This is a genomic window from Candidatus Njordibacter sp. Uisw_056, from assembly GCF_047730085.1.
Lineage (GTDB): Bacteria > Pseudomonadota > Gammaproteobacteria > Pseudomonadales > Balneatricaceae > Njordibacter.
Map to the genome: position 1 here is coordinate 2,669,704 of NZ_CP159830.1, position 16,169 is coordinate 2,685,872.

The following is a 16,169-nucleotide window of genomic DNA, read 5'->3' on the forward strand; positions in this document are numbered from 1 at the left end:
GTAAAAAAAGCAATAGTTTGTTTTTAATGCCATGGCATATCTAGGCCTAAGGGCAACTAAGCTTAAGCATCTTTATTCATGCGCGATGCACTGCATATTAGTAACGTTAGTCCAAGGGATAAATGGGTCGCGGTACCTTTTTATAGTTCAGTGCTTGATAATTTACTGTACACAGTGCGCCACTATCACAAACGATGATATCTCCAGCTATAGGTTCGAACGCCGCTCGAAAGTGCTGCATAGATTTTAGTGCAACTACTGTTTTTTCTCTAGGGTCAATGCCAAAGGTTTGAAATTGATTAAGATCTAACATTTGTCCAGCAATACTCACCAGGAGAATTTCGATGCCTTGGATTTTTAGTACCGCGCAGTCCCCAAAGTTTTTTTGCAATCCTGCGATCATTGGGCCCGTTCCCACCACTAACCCACTGCCTTGCCACATAAGTTTTGCATTGACTTGCAGTGGGCCACCCCCCATTTTTGGCTCTACTTTACCACCCACTCTAATACACACTTGTGCTCCTAACTCATAGCCTTGCAACTCTAGAACAGCTTGTGGGTCTACCAAGGGTCCAAAACAGGCGTTTTCAATTTGGTTATCTAGCAGCGCTTTTAATAGGTTAGTGCTATCTCCATATGCGCCTGCACCTGGGTTATCTGCATAGTCAGCGATAATTAGAGGGCCTTCTTCTCTGAGCCCTGACCACTTGCTTGCGATACCTGCAACTTCAGTACAACTGTAATAAGTATTCAATACCTGATCCCGCCTAGTCCAAATATCTTCTGCTATATTTTCTGCCAGCTGACGATGTAAAGCGGTGTCACCAGAGCAACATATTAGTACTGTAGGGCCTAATTCACTAATATCAGCACTGGCAAAGGCACCGTTAATACTCACCGCATAAACGTCTTCTTGCTGTTCGTAACCCCTTGCTAACTCATGCCTTTGGATCATTGGCCCTATATCAGTTCTACCGCCATTAATTTCTTCTAGCATTGGCCTATGGGCCCGCAGCGTTTGAGGCTGAATTTGCTTGATTAAAGCTCGCTGTAAAATTTGCGCTGTGCGCTGCCCTGTCTCACGCATATCTACGTGGGGGTAGGTATTATAAGACACTAAAATTTGCGCCAGTTGGCACATTTGTAGCGTCACATTGGCATGGGGATCTAGGGTGACGGCTATTGGAATATCTGGGCCCACACCTGCACGTACTCTGCGCAGTATTTCACCTTCTCCGTCATCACAAACATCAGTCACCATAGCACCATGTAAGATTAAAAAAACACCATCCCACTGCTCAGAAAGACGCTGTGTAAGTGGCTTTAATATTTCCTCAAAAGCATGGCTTGTGACTTTACCTCCAGGCCCAGCTGAGGCACTAAAACAGTGTTCTATTTGCCAGTTGTATTCGGCACCTACGTCTAGCAACCCTGCTAATTCAGTGTTTTTGCTCCCTCGTTGGGCTATCGCCTGCATACCATCGAGCAACATTTGACGATTAAAACTATCGAATGTTGTTGGGTAAACATTAAACGTATTTGTTTCATGAGAGAACTCTGCACTTAGTATTTTAAAGGTCATTACTTAGCCTGCCTTTTGATTTTTTATTATGAATAACCGCAGCCCTCTGAAAGAACCGACAGCTCATTAAAAAACTCTTAGAGTGGCGTTCACCTAGGCAGCCCCATAGGTTGTCAATTAAATATTAATTCATGCTATTAAATGGTCACCGTTTAAACCATTTATACGTTCTCACACTAGAGGATTAAGTAGCAAGTAAACAACCTGATCAATTAAAATGTCACTCATACAAAGCACTAACATTGGTGCACCCATTGCCTTAAAAATAACAGATGAAAGACAATGGTAAACTAGCCTTAATGACGTCTTAAAGGGCGTGTGATTTATGTAAAACCTTTGGTAACTTTGTTGTATCATTTAAGCCAAGTTTTAATGAATTTCTTTTTTGAGTCAGACTATGAATATACTCGTTATTGGAGGAGGTGTTGTTGGGGTGGCAACGGCTTACTATCTTTCTCAAAAAGGAATCAATGTCACTGTTTTAGAAGCCCAAGAAAGACATGGGGATTTTGGTGCAACCGCTGGAAATGCTGGCCTTTTAAGCCCCAGCGATGCGTTTGCTTGGGCGTCACCCTCTGCGTTAAAGGTAGCGATTAAATCTCTATTAAAACCGCAGTTAGGGATTCAGTATAAGTTACATATGGACCCTACATTATGGCGATGGACAGCATCTTTTTTATCTCAGTGCCGCAGCAGCCGGTGGGTTAAAAATTCAGATTCAAAGTTCCAATTAGCACAATATTCCATAGATATGTTGGCCGAATTGCAGCTGGCAACGCAGATAAACTTTGACGCTAGTCACCAAGGCATAGCCTATGCGAGTAGAAGCCAAGGTAGTTTAGAAGAGTTGAGCCGTCATTTTAACTTTTTAGAAGACCGGGGGCTTAAATTAGAATTACTGGATCGAGGCGCTCTGCATGAAAAACTGCCTTTGCTGCAAGCTAATAGCCAAACGTATGCCGGAGCTGTTTTCTCGCCTAATTGCAAAACAGGCGACTCCGCCAAGTTTTCTGTAGAACTAGCTAACTGGTGCGTAAAAAAGACAGAATGCCAATTTATATGGGGCGCTACAGTTGAAAAAATTTGCCAAAAAGATAATAAGATCTCAAGCATTGTAACGTCTAAAGGAGAGTTTAAAGCAGATGCATATGTGCTAGCAGCTGGCGCCCACAGCGGTATTTTAGCAACACAGCTTAATATTAAATTACCGATCTGCCCAATCAAAGGGTTTTCAATAACAGCCCCTTTAATCAATACACCAATAGAGCCTATGCCGGGGTTTGATGATACCGATAAACTCGTTGCATTATCTATTTTTGGAGATCGCCTGCGGATGTCTTCATCGGCAGTTTTTGATGGATTTGATACTCATTTTAGACAAGAAAATTTCCAAGAGATTTTAAATTTGGCCAAAGAGATACTTCCAAATGCAGCCAATTATAGCGCTGCTAAATATTGGTCAGGGTTGCGACCTATGACCCCTTCATCGTTACCCATACTAGGCCCTTCTCCAATAGAAAACCTATATCTCAATGTTGGTCATGGCAACCTAGGGTGGACCTTAGCTTGTGGTACAGGAAAAATAGTTGCAGATATCATAGCCAAGAAAAAGCCACACGTAGATATGAGCCCATTCCTACTCAAAACTTAAATTTAGAAACACATATATAACCATAGCCTGCACGTTCCTTTGAGACCGCCATAGGTGTTCATATAGAGTTAGAGTTAGAGTTAGAGTTAGAGTTATAGTTAGACGAAAGGATAAGCTAATCAGGCTTAATAAGGGTAGATCTAGTAAACCTATACAGCTAGACTCCTAATATATTAGAGGATCATGTATGAGCATAATAAAAACCATAGTGTGCGCCAGTTCATTCGGCTTTTTCTCCTCGTTAGCACTACTGCCATTATCATCTCAGGTGCACGCCATAAGTGAATTAGAACAGGGCTTTCAAGCCCAAAGTAAGTCTGATTTAACAAGTGCTGCTAATTACTTTCTAACAGCAGCTCAAGCTGGTAGTAGCGAAGCTCAATACCAGTTGGGCTTGCTCTATGTTCAAGGCATTGGCATTGACTCAAACCTTGTTAAGGCAAAAATTTTAATACAAAAAGCAGCGGATCAAGGCCATTTGCTTGCAACTAAATGGTTGAGCCTGCAAACTATTTCTGCAGCAACTGGTGGAGAAGATGAGGATGAAGATGAAGATCCTGAAGACGACTGCTAGATATTACTACCAGATTTAACATAATAAAAGGGCCCAACGGCCCTTTTATTATGGCTATAACTTAGCCTATTATGGCTTGACCGTATTAAAACCAAGCACTTCCCAAGTCTGCATACCGCCGCGGAACCACTTAATTTTCTCAGCCGGATAGCCAAATTTCAATAAGGTTGCCATAGAAGCTGGAGACTGCCCACACCACATACCATTACAAAACAATGCTAAGGTTTTCGCATCAGCGTAATCAAACACTTCATTTACATTGCCAGCGACAATGGCTTCGTCGACAGTGAACTCATCAGCATCACCAACCAGCTTAACACCAAATTGGTCCATCATTACCTGCATAATAATTTCTGTAGTCGCACCTTTGGAGGGCGTTAGTTTTGTGAAAGGCACGTTGACAGCACCAGGAATAGTGCCCCGCTTAACCCAATCGGGGGTTCGCGAGTCTACTACCAAAATGTTTTCACCATTTTGCATGCGTACTATATGATCAATGATCTCCAATTCACCTAGGGTTTCAATACCTGGGGCAAACTTCATTGGCTGAATACAAAATACAGGACAAGGGCGTGAGGTTTTTGCAAACGCGTCAATCACCATATTATTGTTGTCTTGGTTTCGCATGATTTGCATAGGTTGCCCATTATGAGTCACGTCAATAGACATCATGTTCGCCGTGATTCCAACCGGGCCTCCGGCAGCAAAAACGCATAAACTACTAGAGCCTAATAACAGCCCAACACTCATAGATGACATTATTTTTGTTATTTTTTTCATATTTCACCCTAATATTAGTAGGACGTATTTTATTAGTACGCCGTGCTCATGATCCAATAAATAAAAATATCACTACATTCCTCTTTAGTCTAATAGTTGTTAACAGTATAAAAAACTTTTTTTATATTTTATTTTTTTTGAAGTCAGTTAATCAACCTAACTTTAAAGACGTTTTCGATGAAACACTGGATTGCTGCCAAATTGACGACGGAACGCTCGACTCAAAGCTTCACTAGAACCATAGCCATAGCGGTGAGCAATGGTTTGTATGCGGTCTCCTCGCTCTATGTCTTGGTATGCTAGGATCATGCGCCAGTGCCTTAGATAAGATTGTACCGTTTGTCCTACCCGATGATTAAAAAGCTCAGTAAATCGGCTGATTGATAACCCTGCAATTGCGGCAAGGTCTCCATTCTTCCAATTTTTCCCTGGCGTTTCGTGCATAGATACAATGGCTCGGCTAAGCCTGCTATCCGCCAGCCCATTAAGTAATCCTGGCGCAGTAGCTCCTCGTTCTAGTTGCTGACGTAGGATCCTAATCATTAACACTTCTCCTAGGCGGTTAAGCACTCCGCTTACGCCACACCGCTGAGCTTCAGCTTCAGTTTTAAGTAAACGGGCCAACATGGATAGATCTGGGTTGTGTTGGATATTAATCTCAATTAAGTTTGGTAAAGTGGCTAATAAAGGGTTATCTCGCCCCCCCCAGTCTGCACCAGCACTGAACATTATATAGTCGTCCACCAAGGTAACGTTACCTAAAAAACTTAGAGGTGCCAGCAATATCTTAGTAGGCACCTGTGTTTTTATATCTCCCATGATGACAAGGTTAACCTGAACACCTTGTTGGGGAGTCACCTTTAAAGAAAACCGGTTGATCAGAGAAGAAAGTCGATCAAATTCAGACATATCGTTGTTTTAATCCATTAAATCGTATTTATATGATAATAATATCAGTTATAGTAGATAGGAAATACCCCACAGAAAATAGAGGACAATATGTTATTACCGCGCCAGAAAACCCCAAATCTTACATTATTGACCCTGGATCATGGTGAATTCAATCTATCTACTGATATTGCAGAACGGGGCGTTGTCATCTGTTTTTACCGAGGTTTGCATTGCCCAATTTGCGCAAAACAGCTGATTGATTTTCAGCGCCATGTTGAAGAATTTGCAAAAAGAGGCGTGAGTTGTATAGCAGTTAGTTCAGATGGCGAAGAACGCACTCGGCAAATGGCAGACAAAGTTCCAGGTGATAGTCTTAAGTTTGGTTATGGTATGAGCCTTACTACAGCTAAAGAATGGGGGCTTTATATTTCTACCTCTAGAGGCAAAACGTCAATTGGCATTGAAGAACCTGCATTATTTTCTGAACCAGGGCTATTTTTAGTAAGCCCAGATCAGTCACTTTATTATGGATCAACACAAACGATGCCCTTCGCTCGGCCCCATTTTGCTGAATTATTAGGCGCTTTAGATTTTGCTATTGCTAATGATTACCCTGCACGTGGCGAGTACACTGGTGAAGTTTAGAAGCATGGGGTAAAAAGATAAATTCCTTTAGGGGGGGTATTGTCTTAGAACAGTGAATTGCTTTCTCAAAGAGGGCGCATGGAGCCCATTTTGTTAATTATGATGATAATAGGGCCCTTATTTTAGCCCTGCTTAGAGAATACTAGACATCATCAACGAAGCCTTACTTAGTCCTTCAGTTGGCATTGATTAATCCTCTTTTTTGTCATGGGCCAACACAGCGTCTTTAAACGCTTGTAGGATACTACGGCAGCTAATTTGGCCAACAAAGAGGCCGTTGTCAACTACAGGCATACGCCGACGCTTGTGTTGAGTTAAAGTACGTGCTGCCTCAAATAATGTAGTTTGCAAAGGCAAAACGTCTACTTCACTGCACATTAAATCTCCAATACAAGCGTCACCTTCTTGGTAGTAAGCTATTTGCTCCAGCTTGTCTAGTAAGTCTAATTCTGAAATAACTCCTACAACTCTACCTTGGTCATCCAACACGGTCCCACCTGTTACTTTTCGAACTAACATTTCATGAATGGCATCCATGATGTGAGTAGCAGGCGCAAAGGTAAGTGGGTTGACTGACATGAAATCTTTAATATTGATTGAGTTTAACATGGTAGAAAACCCCTTTATTGAGTTGCTCCCAAAGCATAAATCAATGGCAGTAGATCCAGTATTACGCCACTTTTTAGTGTTAGTCAATTTCTTAGATTAAATGAGTCTTTTTTAAAAATTAGTTAAGTGATTGTTTTATAAGTTAAAAATATAATAATAAAAGGACTGTAATGAATAAGTTGCAAAATAGTATTTTTCTCTTCTATACTAATTGACATCTTGTGGTACTAGCACTGATCAGATTTTGGCTAGTTAAACAGCAGTTATTTTGCCCATATATTTTTAGTTTTTTTATCTCTACTTTTGATGAAAGGCAGTAAATATGACCTATGGAGAGGAGTTAATGAGCCAAATTTGGCCCTTGGCACTGTTTTTGATAATGGTGGCAGGCCTAATCGGACTAATGCTGACACTGCCAGCCTTGCTAGGTGGCCGCAGAGTGTCGCGGGGCGTTAACGAACCCTATGAATGTGGCATTGTACCTGCAGGATCTACCCATATTCGCATGCCTATTCCCTTCTACTTATTTGCCATTTTCTTTGTCATCTTTGACTTAGAGGTAGTGTTTCTTTTTGCCTGGGCTGTGGCCGTTAAGGAAACTGGCTGGTTAGGCTTTAGTGAAGCTCTAATCTTCATACTTATTTTGTTTGCAGCGCTAATCTACCTGTGGCGCCTTGGCGCACTAGACTGGCGCACCAGCAGACAAAAACTCGATTTACGCAACTTGGACGCACGCTAATTGCTGGATTTTTAACTTAAACTACCGGCACGCAATGTGTAATAAAATAATAACTGGCTCTAAAAGAGTCCTGGGATTGTTATGCCGAAGCTAAAATCCAGTACCTATGGCGCTAACCTTATTGCGTCACAAGACCAGAGTTTTGCCCAGTCGGTGGAAGACAGCTTGGTGTTGGGCAAGGTTAAGGACTTGGTGGCATGGGGGCAGAGCAACTCTCTTTGGCCATTTAATTTTGGTCTTTCCTGTTGTTATGTAGAAATGGCCACCGCTTTTACGTCACGCCATGATATTGGCCGTTTTGGTGCCGAAGTCATCCGCGCCACACCCCGCCAAGCTGATGTAATGGTTATTTCTGGCACTGTTTTTCGCAAAATGGCACCCGTTATTCAACGTCTCTATGAACAACTTTTAGAACCTAAATGGGTTATTTCCATGGGCTCCTGCGCTAATTCAGGCGGGTTATATGATATTTATAGCGTAGTGCAGGGCGTTGATAAATTCCTTCCCGTAGATGTATATGTACCGGGTTGCCCACCCCGGCCAGAAGCCCTGTTACAGGGTTTAATGTTATTACAAGATGCAATTCGACATGAAAATAGGCCATTAAGCTGGGTATTAGGGCCAGACGGGGTAGAAAAGCCCTCAATGCCTTCACAACGTGATCTGCGTACCCCAGAGCGTATTCGCATGACCCATTTACCTAACCCGGATCGGGTTTAATTGTTATGAGTGTGCCTTTACGCCAGTCTAAAACCTGCGCCATGGGTGATGCTGACCTTGTGTTACTGCTGAAACAACAATTCCCTCATCCTTTAATTGAACAAAATACTGCAGATGGAATCCCCAGCCTTTGGGTAGATTCCCAACATGTAGGTGCCCTGTTACATTATTGCAAGCACGAGTTACACCCTAGCTACACCATGTTGTATGACCTCACCGCTATTGATGAACGTGTTCGCAGTCACCGCGAAGGCCAGCCTCCAAGTGACTTTACCGTGGTATATCAAGTATTAAGTTTGACTGGCAACACCTTTTTACGCATTAAGGTGGCATTGATGGACGCTCAGCTACGTATCGACAGCCAATGTGATTTGTGGCCTAACGCCAATTGGTATGAACGAGAGTGTCACGACATGTTTGGCATCGATTTTGTTGGCCACCCAAACTTATACCCACTCATCATTCCACCCACTTGGAAAGGTCACCCGCTGCGCAAGGAGCATCCAGCCCGCGCTACAGAAATGGAGCCATTTAGTATTAATGATCAAATGCAAGACGAAGAACAAGAGGCGTTACGTTTTGTACCTGAACAATGGGGAATGAAACGCGAGGGAAAAAATACTGATTATATGTTTCTCAACATGGGGCCTAACCATCCTAGTGTGCATGGTGTGTTCCGCATAGCTGTGCAACTTAATGGTGAAGAAGTAGTGGATGCCGTGGCTGATATAGGCTACCACCATCGGGGTGCAGAAAAAATGGGAGAGCGCCAAGCCTGGCACACCTATATGCCCTACACCGACCGCATTGATTACCTCGGTGGGGTAATGAATAACTTGCCTTATGTCATGGGAGTAGAAAAGCTTGCCGGCATTAAGGTGTCGCAGCGGGTAGAAACTATTCGGGTCATGTTGTGTGAATGCTTCCGTATCCAAAGCCATTTCTTATTTTTTGGTACATTTGCCCAAGATATTGGACAAATGTCACCTATTTTTTATATTTTTGCTGATCGTGAGATGCTCTTTGGCATCATCGAGGCCATCACTGGCGGTCGTATGCACCCTAGCTGGTTCCGTATTGGTGGTGTTGCACAAGACCTCCCCCAAGGCTGGGATGCAATGATGCGGGAGTTTTTAGTGCGTATGCCCAAACGCTTAGATGAGTACCAAAAAATGGTGCTCGACAATCGTATTATTAAACAACGGACCGTGGGTGTGGGCCGATATACCAGTGAAGAAGCCATCGACTGGGGTATCACTGGCGGCGGCTTAAGGGCCACAGGGTACAATTGGGATATGCGTAAGCGCATGCCCTATAGCGGTTATGAAAACTTTGATTTTGATATTCCATTAGGTAGCAATGGTGACTGTTATGATCGAGCAATGGTGCGGTTACAAGAAATTCGCCAAAGTCTGCGCATCATCCAACAATGCGTAGACCACATGCCAGAAGGCCCGTATAAGGCCGACCACCCGCTGACTACGCCACCACCCAAAGAGCGTACTATGCAAGATATTGAGACCTTGATTCATCATTTTGTGCACTCCAGCTGGGGGCCGGCTATTCCAGCAGGAGAAGTATGTTTGCCTATTGAGGCTGCTAAGGGTTTAAACAGTTATTACTTAGTCAGTGATGGCAGCACTACCTCTTATCGCACACGTATTCGCACCCCATCTTTTGCCCATCTGCAGATGATTCCAACCATGAGTCGAGGCATGATGGTAGCTGACATGATCGCCATCATAGCCAGTATTGACTTTGTGATGGCCGACGTGGACCGCTAAGGAGCACTGATGACACCAATAATCGCTACTGATGCTGCCACCCATTGCGCTGATTGGCGTCTTAAAATTGAGCCGCTTAACGAGCATGAGGAAACTGCTATCGCTGCGCAAATACATCATTATCCACAGCCCCAAGCGGCTGCGATTGAGGCCTTAAAAATTGTCCAACAACAGCAAGGATGGGTATCTGATGGCAAGGTAAAAGCCATTGCCCAACGTCTACAAATGAGCCCTGATGAGGTCGATTCAGTGGCGACATTTTATAATAAAATTTATCGCCAACCTGTGGGCACAACAGTAATTTCTATCTGTGACAGTGTCAGTTGTTGGATTATGGGTTATCAAGGCTTGGCCCAAGCAGTGACCCAAGAATTAAACATTGCCTTAGGTGAGACCACCCCTGATGGCGCCATCACACTTTTGCCAACTCCGTGCCTAGGGGCTTGTGATCATGCGCCTGTGGCAATGGTGGACGATCAACTGACGCGTCAATTAACCCCTGCATCGCTCATTCTTCTGGTGCGTCGGGCGCAGGAGCAGTCCTCATGACCAATATTCAAACTATAAACCAACCTTTAAGCCAACACATTAAAGCTGATGGTAGCGTCACAACTCTGCCTGAGTATCAATCCAATTATGGCTATCAGGGGCTTACCAAAGCCTTATCTATGAGCCCCAGTGAGGTGGTGAACTGGGTGAAAAATGCCAATCTGCGCGGCCGCGGTGGAGCAGGGTTTTCGGCTGGTTTAAAGTGGAGTTTTGTACCGCCACTAGAAAAACTGCCAGGCCAGCGTTATGTCATTTGTAATGCTGACGAAATGGAACCTGGCACATTTAAAGATCGCTGGTTAATGGAACATGATCCCCACCAGTTGATCGAAGGCCTAGCTATCGCAGCTTACGCAGTACAGGCAGACACGGCGTTTATTTTTCTACGTGCAGATTATGACTTGTGTGCTGAGCGTTTGCAGCATGCCATTGATGAGGCACACGCTGCTGGTTTACTTGGTGATCCAGTTAATGAGTCAGGTTTTAGTTTAACTATGCTTTTGCATACCAGCGCAGGGCGCTATATTTGTGGTGAAGAAACCGCCCTTATTAACTCACTTGAAGGCAAGCGCGCACAGCCACGCTTTAAGCCACCTTTCCCCCAGGTTAGTGGTTTATTTGGTCGGCCTACTGTGGTTAATAACACTGAAACCTTATGCAACTTGCCACATATTCTCTATCACGGCATTGATTGGTTTGCCAACTTGGGTTTGGGTGATGACAATGGCACCAAAATTTATGGAGTTAGTGGTCGGGTAAAGACTCCAGGCTGCTGGGAGTTGCCTATTGGCACCAAGGTAGCCGATATTATTGCCATGGCTGGAGGCATGCAGGACGGCGTCAAATTGCGAGGTTTTTTACCTGGGGGTGGTTCCACAGATTTTCTAACAGAAGAGCACTTAAACTTAGCTATGGACTATGGCACCATTCAACATGCCGGCAGTCGCATGGGCACTGGCACTATGATCTTGCTCGACGACCAAACATGCGTGGTGGGCATGGTACTTAATTTAATTCAATTCTTTGCTCAAGAATCTTGTGGCTGGTGCACTCCCTGCCGTAATGGCTTACCTTTTATTAGACAGATTCTGACTGACTTAGAAGCGGGTCGGGGCCAGCATGAAGATCTTGAGCATCTATTAAAGCTGTGTGGCTACATTGGCATTGGCAACACCTTTTGTGCCTTAGCTCCGGGTGCAGCAGAGCCGTTGCAAAGTGCTCTTAAGTATTTCCGTGACGATTTTGTAGCCCATATTGAGCAGGCGTGTTGCCCCCATGGTAATTCACCTAAGCCTGATAATGGGTTAAAGAAAGAGGCCATGTAATGAACGCCACAACAGATAAACTTGTCACCATATATGTCGACGGTTCTGCCTATAAAGTAAAGTCTGGCGGCCACTTGCTAGAGGCGTGCCTTGGCTTAGACAAAGATCTGCCTTATTTTTGCTGGCATCCAGCCTTAGGTTCTGTAGGCTCGTGTCGCCAGTGCGCAGTGCAGTTGTATCAAGATGATGAAGATCAGCGGGGCCGCATGGCTATGGCTTGTATGACCCCAGTTGTTGAAGGCATGCGTGTGAGCCTCTCAGCACCTATGGCTAGCGAATTTCGACAGCAATGTATTGAAGTTACCATGGCCAATCACCCCCACGATTGCCCGGTGTGTGAGGAAGGCGGTGAATGTCATTTACAAGACATGACACTGCAATCTGGACACACTCAAAGACGCTATAAAGGGGCTAAAAAAACCTACCATAACCAAGATTTAGGCCCTTGTGTTGGCCATGAAATGAACCGCTGCATTAGCTGCTATCGATGTGTAAGGTTTTACCAAGATTACGCTGGCGGTGATGATTTAGTGGTCCTTGGCAGCAAGGAAAATGTGTATTTTGGGCGCCATGAAGACGGTTGTTTAAGCAGTCACTTTAGTGGCAATTTAGCTGAAGTTTGTCCCACGGGGGTGTTTTACGACAAGGCATTGAGTGATAGTTACACTCGAAAGTGGGATTTACAATCAGCACCGAGTATTTGTAGCCACTGTAGCTTAGGCTGTAACTTGTCCGTCGGTGAACGCGAAGGTCGAGTGAAACGGGTCACTAATCGCTATCATAGCCAAGTGAATGGATATTTTATCTGCGATAAAGGCCGCTATGGTTTTGCCCACAGTAATAGTGAACAAGGCTTGTATCAAGCCCAAGTGCAGCCGCTGGGTGAATCTGAAAAAGTGACTTGTGATAACGCTGATGCGTTAGACTATGTGGCCCAAATTATTAATGAATTAGGGGCTGAAAATGTCTTTGGTTTGGGCTCACCACGGGCCTCGGTGGAAGAGAATTTTGGGTTAAAAAGTTTAGTTGGCAAGGCTAATTTTTATGCTGGGCATAATGCTGTGCAAGATGCTATTCAAACTCATGTACTGCATCACCTCACACAAACAAACCTTCATAGCCCAAGCCTAAAGCAAATCGAACAAGCCGATGCCATTATCATTATTGGCGAAGATCTATTACATACAGCCCCGCGTATGGCGTTAAGTGTGCGCCAAGCAAGTCGTAACCTAGGCTTTGCCAGGGCTGCTGCCATTGGTATTCCCAGATGGCAAGACGAGCCAGTCCGCATTCATACACAAAACCAACTTAGCCCTATTATCAGTGTTACCACTGCATCTACTGGGTTAGACGATATCAGTAGCCTATGTTTGCAACTTACCCCAGAAGAAATGTGTGACTATGCTCAGGCCTTAACGAGTGCTATTGATGGCACGTTGGATAGTTCAAAACTATCCGCCAAACTGCACGGCCAAGTGCAGCGTAGCCTCACCTTGCTGGCTGGCGCAAAACGCCCACTGGTGATCAGTGGTTCCAGCAGCCAGAGTCCTGAATTAATTGATAGGGCAGCACAATTGGCATTGGCTTTGGGCCACAATAGCGGCACCCAAGCTTGGTTAAGTTATTGTTTAGAGGCCGCTAACAGTATGGGTTTGGGCATGCTCAATCAAGACGCTAAGCACGTGGGTGATTTGAGTCTTCGATTACAGCAACAAAGCACTGCCAGCGCTCTAATCGTTTTACAAGCTGATCTGTTTGCTCTATCTACCGAGGCTGGGGCTATGTGCGAAAATTTGCGGCATTTAATTGTGCTGGATCACTTGCCTAGTGCCACCAGCAAAAAAGCCGATGTAGTTATCGCCTGTGCTAATACGTTTGAAACTGAAGGGACTTACATCAATAATGAGGGCCGTGCCCAGCGTTTTTTCGCCGTCCATGACAAGCAGGGACGGTCAGACGCCTGGCGCAGCTTGGCAACTTTGGCAAAAATGGTGAGTCAAACCGGAGACCCTGGCACTTCTGTTACACAGCTAGCCAACTGCATAAAGTTCGATCATGTGTGCAACCTAGTTAGCCAGCAAGGGGGCCTATTTAGTCACTGGTGTAACGTTGCACCTGACGCAGATTTCCGGGTTGCCGGAATGAAAATTCCCCGCCAAAGTCATCGGGCGTCTGGGCGAACTAGTCTTCATGCTCATGAAAGCGTCAGTGAAGCCAAACAACCAGAAGACTTAGATTCGGCTTTGGGCTATACCATGGAGGGCACACCCATTAATAAGCCAAGTGCGCTGATGCCACAAGTATGGAGCCCAGGTTGGAACTCCAACGAAGCTATCAACAAATTTCAGGAAGAAATAAATGGTCCCCTCAAGGGTGGTGAAGCGGGCCTGAGGCTATTTGATGGTCTACAAGGTTTGCCTTTAACCTCAAGTACCCTTATTCCTAGTATTACTATTGGTGCTGGGCAAATTCTGGCTCACAGCCAGAGTCGTCTGTTTGCAAGCGACCAAGCAAGTCATTTAAGCACCGCCCTAAGGCAACGCAGTGACCCCTTGAGCGCCCGCATACACCCGCAAACTGCGGCTCAAATGGGCTTAACAGAGGTAGTTGAAGTTTGTGTTGAATTAGCACAATTACAATGGCGCCTCCCGTTAACCTTGGACGCGTCGATGGCAATGGATTTAGTGTTGTTACCTAGCCATTACCAAGCGCCCATCAACGTAGGCCATTTACCTGCAGCAGTGAAGCTTAGCACCGCAACGGACGAGGCGACTTAATATGGACCCTCTAGTGAATAGCTTACTTAATGTGGTGCTAATCCTATTAAGTGTGGTGTTTGGAGCTGCCTTACTCACCTGGCTTGAACGGCGCTTATTAGGAATCTGGCAAGATCGCTATGGCCCCAACCGTGTTGGTCCTTTTGGTACCTTGCAGATTGTCGCTGACATGATTAAGTTATTGATGAAACAAGATTGGGTGCCCCCCTTTGCCGATAGACTCATTTTCATTGTCGCTCCAGCTTTTGCAATGTTTGTGGTGGTGGCGGCATTCGCAGTAATTCCCATGGCGCCAGGCGTTGGCGTGGTAGATTTAAACATTGGTTTATTATTCTTCCTTGCCATGACCTCCTTGGGAGTTTATGCAGTCATGTTTGGTGCATATGCTTCGGATAATAAATACGCCATGCTCGGTGGCTTGCGGGCGGCGGCACAGATGGTTAGCTACGAAGTATTCATGGGGCTATCTCTCATGGGTGTCGTCATGCTTGCTGGCACCTTCAACTTACGTGAGCTGGTGTTGGCTCAGGTTGATGGATGGTTTATTGGGCCACAAATAATCGGCTTCTTTATCTTTTTTATGGCAGGCATTGCCGAAAGCCACCGTACCCCCTTTGATTTGCCAGAAGCAGAACACGAACTCACTGCAGGTTTTCATACAGAATATTCAGGTATGAAGTTTGCTATGTTTTTTATCGGCGAATATGTCAGTGTGCTGATGAGTGCAGCGATGATCACCGTGTTATTTTTTGGTGGTTGGTTGGGGCCAGATTGGCTCCCTCCAATAGCGTGGTTCTTGCTCAAAACCATTACTTTGGTGCTACTGATGATTTTAATTAGAGGGTCATTACCACGCCCTAGGTATGACCAATTGATGGCTTTTGGTTGGAAATTCATGCTCCCCTTGTCACTACTCAACTTGATTATTACCGGTGCGTTAATACTAATATAGGAGATAAGATTTTATGCAACACAAGACAGGTCTTGTCCACCTTGGATATATTGTCTGGGATTATTTTTACAGTAATATTGTCACCTTAGTGAAGGTTGCTTCCCATACCTTTACCAAAGCCGATACGGTTGAATACCCAGAACAAATGCCTTATTTGGCACCCCGCTTTCGGGGTCGTATTGTACTTACCAGAGATCCCACCGGGGAAGAGCGTTGTGTGGCCTGTAACTTATGCGCAAGCGCTTGCCCTACAGATTGCATATCGTTACAAAAAACAGAAGATGAGAGTGGCCGTTGGTCAGCTGAATACTTCCGTATTAATTTCTCTCGCTGTGTATTTTGTGGGTTATGTGAAGAAGCCTGCCCAACCTATGCTATTCAGCTTACTCAAGATTTTGAACTGGCAGAGTATGACCGCCAAAATCTGGTTTATGAAAAACAGCATTTACTGATTGATGGCCCCGGAAAACACCCTGATTATAATTTTTATGAGATGTGTGGCAAGGCCGTGTCAGGTCGTGCTAAAGGGGCTGGTTGCCAAGAAGCACAGCCGGTAAATATAAAAAGTTTGTTGCCATAACCCCACATTAA

The 16,169-nt window shown here is 44.7% G+C and carries 15 protein-coding genes; 11 read left to right on the top strand and 4 right to left on the bottom strand.

Features of this window, described 5'->3' with window-relative positions; genetic code table 11:
* Positions 1–106: 106 nt before the first annotated feature.
* Positions 107–1,582 carry a M81 family metallopeptidase gene (locus tag ABXT60_RS12795; RefSeq protein WP_443630481.1) on the bottom strand — a complete coding sequence of 492 codons (1,476 nt, stop codon included), beginning with the start codon at positions 1,580–1,582 and terminating at the stop codon, positions 107–109.
* 397 nt (positions 1,583–1,979) lie between these two features.
* Here ABXT60_RS12795 and ABXT60_RS12800 point away from each other — a divergent pair, with 397 nt between their 5' ends.
* Positions 1,980–3,233, top strand: coding sequence for an FAD-dependent oxidoreductase (locus ABXT60_RS12800; protein WP_443630482.1), 1,254 nt, complete (start codon positions 1,980–1,982; stop codon positions 3,231–3,233).
* Positions 3,234–3,420: 187 nt separating this feature from the next.
* Complete coding sequence (locus tag ABXT60_RS12805; RefSeq protein WP_443630483.1) at positions 3,421–3,807, top strand: tetratricopeptide repeat protein; 387 nt, start codon at positions 3,421–3,423, stop codon at positions 3,805–3,807.
* A 69-nt stretch (positions 3,808–3,876) separates the two neighbouring features.
* On the opposite strand, the gene ABXT60_RS12810 is transcribed toward ABXT60_RS12805, so the two are convergent.
* A complete protein-coding gene (locus ABXT60_RS12810) occupies positions 3,877–4,587 on the bottom strand; it encodes a rhodanese-like domain-containing protein (protein ID WP_443630484.1) in 711 nt (236 codons plus the stop codon).
* A gap of 162 nt (positions 4,588–4,749) precedes the next feature.
* Positions 4,750–5,496, bottom strand: a complete 747-nt coding sequence (locus ABXT60_RS12815; protein ID WP_443630485.1) for an AraC family transcriptional regulator — start codon at positions 5,494–5,496, stop codon at positions 4,750–4,752.
* 90 nt (positions 5,497–5,586) lie between these two features.
* Between ABXT60_RS12815 and ABXT60_RS12820 the strand changes: the two genes are divergently transcribed.
* On the top strand, positions 5,587–6,123 hold the full coding sequence (locus tag ABXT60_RS12820) for a peroxiredoxin-like family protein (RefSeq protein WP_443630486.1): 537 nt from the start codon (positions 5,587–5,589) through the stop codon (positions 6,121–6,123).
* Between the two features lie 189 nt (positions 6,124–6,312).
* Here the strand turns inward: ABXT60_RS12820 and ABXT60_RS12825 are convergent, their stop codons facing one another.
* Positions 6,313–6,732: a CBS domain-containing protein gene (locus tag ABXT60_RS12825; protein ID WP_443630487.1), complete on the bottom strand. Its 420-nt coding sequence runs from the start codon at positions 6,730–6,732 to the stop codon at positions 6,313–6,315.
* A 343-nt stretch (positions 6,733–7,075) separates the two neighbouring features.
* Between ABXT60_RS12825 and ndhC the strand changes: the two genes are divergently transcribed.
* The 8 genes from ndhC to nuoI all read left to right on the top strand — a co-directional run bounded on the left by ndhC (position 7,076) and on the right by nuoI (position 16,158).
* Positions 7,076–7,471 carry an NADH-quinone oxidoreductase subunit A gene (gene ndhC, locus ABXT60_RS12830; RefSeq protein WP_443630488.1) on the top strand — a complete coding sequence of 132 codons (396 nt, stop codon included), beginning with the start codon at positions 7,076–7,078 and terminating at the stop codon, positions 7,469–7,471.
* 81 nt (positions 7,472–7,552) lie between these two features.
* On the top strand, positions 7,553–8,191 hold the full coding sequence (locus ABXT60_RS12835) for an NADH-quinone oxidoreductase subunit B (protein WP_443630489.1): 639 nt from the start codon (positions 7,553–7,555) through the stop codon (positions 8,189–8,191).
* Positions 8,192–8,196: 5 nt separating this feature from the next.
* Complete coding sequence (gene nuoC, locus ABXT60_RS12840; RefSeq protein ID WP_443630490.1) at positions 8,197–9,975, top strand: NADH-quinone oxidoreductase subunit C/D; 1,779 nt, start codon at positions 8,197–8,199, stop codon at positions 9,973–9,975.
* 9 nt (positions 9,976–9,984) lie between these two features.
* Positions 9,985–10,524, top strand: coding sequence for an NADH-quinone oxidoreductase subunit NuoE (gene nuoE, locus ABXT60_RS12845; protein ID WP_443630491.1), 540 nt, complete (start codon positions 9,985–9,987; stop codon positions 10,522–10,524).
* Positions 10,521–11,849, top strand: a complete 1,329-nt coding sequence (gene nuoF / locus ABXT60_RS12850) for an NADH-quinone oxidoreductase subunit NuoF (RefSeq protein ID WP_443630492.1) — start codon at positions 10,521–10,523, stop codon at positions 11,847–11,849. The genes nuoE and nuoF overlap by 4 nt, the downstream gene beginning before the upstream one ends.
* Positions 11,849–14,626, top strand: coding sequence for an NADH-quinone oxidoreductase subunit NuoG (gene nuoG / locus ABXT60_RS12855; protein WP_443630493.1), 2,778 nt, complete (start codon positions 11,849–11,851; stop codon positions 14,624–14,626). The genes nuoF and nuoG overlap by 1 nt, the downstream gene beginning before the upstream one ends.
* Before the next feature lie 13 nt (positions 14,627–14,639).
* Positions 14,640–15,578, top strand: a complete 939-nt coding sequence (gene nuoH, locus ABXT60_RS12860) for an NADH-quinone oxidoreductase subunit NuoH (protein WP_443630494.1) — start codon at positions 14,640–14,642, stop codon at positions 15,576–15,578.
* A gap of 13 nt (positions 15,579–15,591) precedes the next feature.
* Positions 15,592–16,158, top strand: a complete 567-nt coding sequence (nuoI, locus tag ABXT60_RS12865) for an NADH-quinone oxidoreductase subunit NuoI (RefSeq protein ID WP_443630495.1) — start codon at positions 15,592–15,594, stop codon at positions 16,156–16,158.
* Positions 16,159–16,169: the final 11 nt, after the last annotated feature.

What these genes read in the sequence shown, in the direction of transcription:
- ABXT60_RS12795 (WP_443630481.1), bottom strand. Translation starts at nt 1,582, where the DNA reads ATGACCTTTAAAATACTAAGTGCAGAGTTCTCTCATGAAACAAATACG.
- ABXT60_RS12800 (WP_443630482.1), top strand. Translation starts at nt 1,980, where the DNA reads ATGAATATACTCGTTATTGGAGGAGGTGTTGTTGGGGTGGCAACGGCT.
- ABXT60_RS12805 (WP_443630483.1), top strand. Translation starts at nt 3,421, where the DNA reads ATGAGCATAATAAAAACCATAGTGTGCGCCAGTTCATTCGGCTTTTTC.
- ABXT60_RS12810 (WP_443630484.1), bottom strand. Translation starts at nt 4,587, where the DNA reads ATGAAAAAAATAACAAAAATAATGTCATCTATGAGTGTTGGGCTGTTA.
- ABXT60_RS12815 (WP_443630485.1), bottom strand. Translation starts at nt 5,496, where the DNA reads ATGTCTGAATTTGATCGACTTTCTTCTCTGATCAACCGGTTTTCTTTA.
- ABXT60_RS12820 (WP_443630486.1), top strand. Translation starts at nt 5,587, where the DNA reads ATGTTATTACCGCGCCAGAAAACCCCAAATCTTACATTATTGACCCTG.
- ABXT60_RS12825 (WP_443630487.1), bottom strand. Translation starts at nt 6,732, where the DNA reads ATGTTAAACTCAATCAATATTAAAGATTTCATGTCAGTCAACCCACTT.
- ndhC (WP_443630488.1), top strand. Translation starts at nt 7,076, where the DNA reads ATGAGCCAAATTTGGCCCTTGGCACTGTTTTTGATAATGGTGGCAGGC.
- ABXT60_RS12835 (WP_443630489.1), top strand. Translation starts at nt 7,553, where the DNA reads ATGCCGAAGCTAAAATCCAGTACCTATGGCGCTAACCTTATTGCGTCA.
- nuoC (WP_443630490.1), top strand. Translation starts at nt 8,197, where the DNA reads ATGAGTGTGCCTTTACGCCAGTCTAAAACCTGCGCCATGGGTGATGCT.
- nuoE (WP_443630491.1), top strand. Translation starts at nt 9,985, where the DNA reads ATGACACCAATAATCGCTACTGATGCTGCCACCCATTGCGCTGATTGG.
- nuoF (WP_443630492.1), top strand. Translation starts at nt 10,521, where the DNA reads ATGACCAATATTCAAACTATAAACCAACCTTTAAGCCAACACATTAAA.
- nuoG (WP_443630493.1), top strand. Translation starts at nt 11,849, where the DNA reads ATGAACGCCACAACAGATAAACTTGTCACCATATATGTCGACGGTTCT.
- nuoI (WP_443630495.1), top strand. Translation starts at nt 15,592, where the DNA reads ATGCAACACAAGACAGGTCTTGTCCACCTTGGATATATTGTCTGGGAT.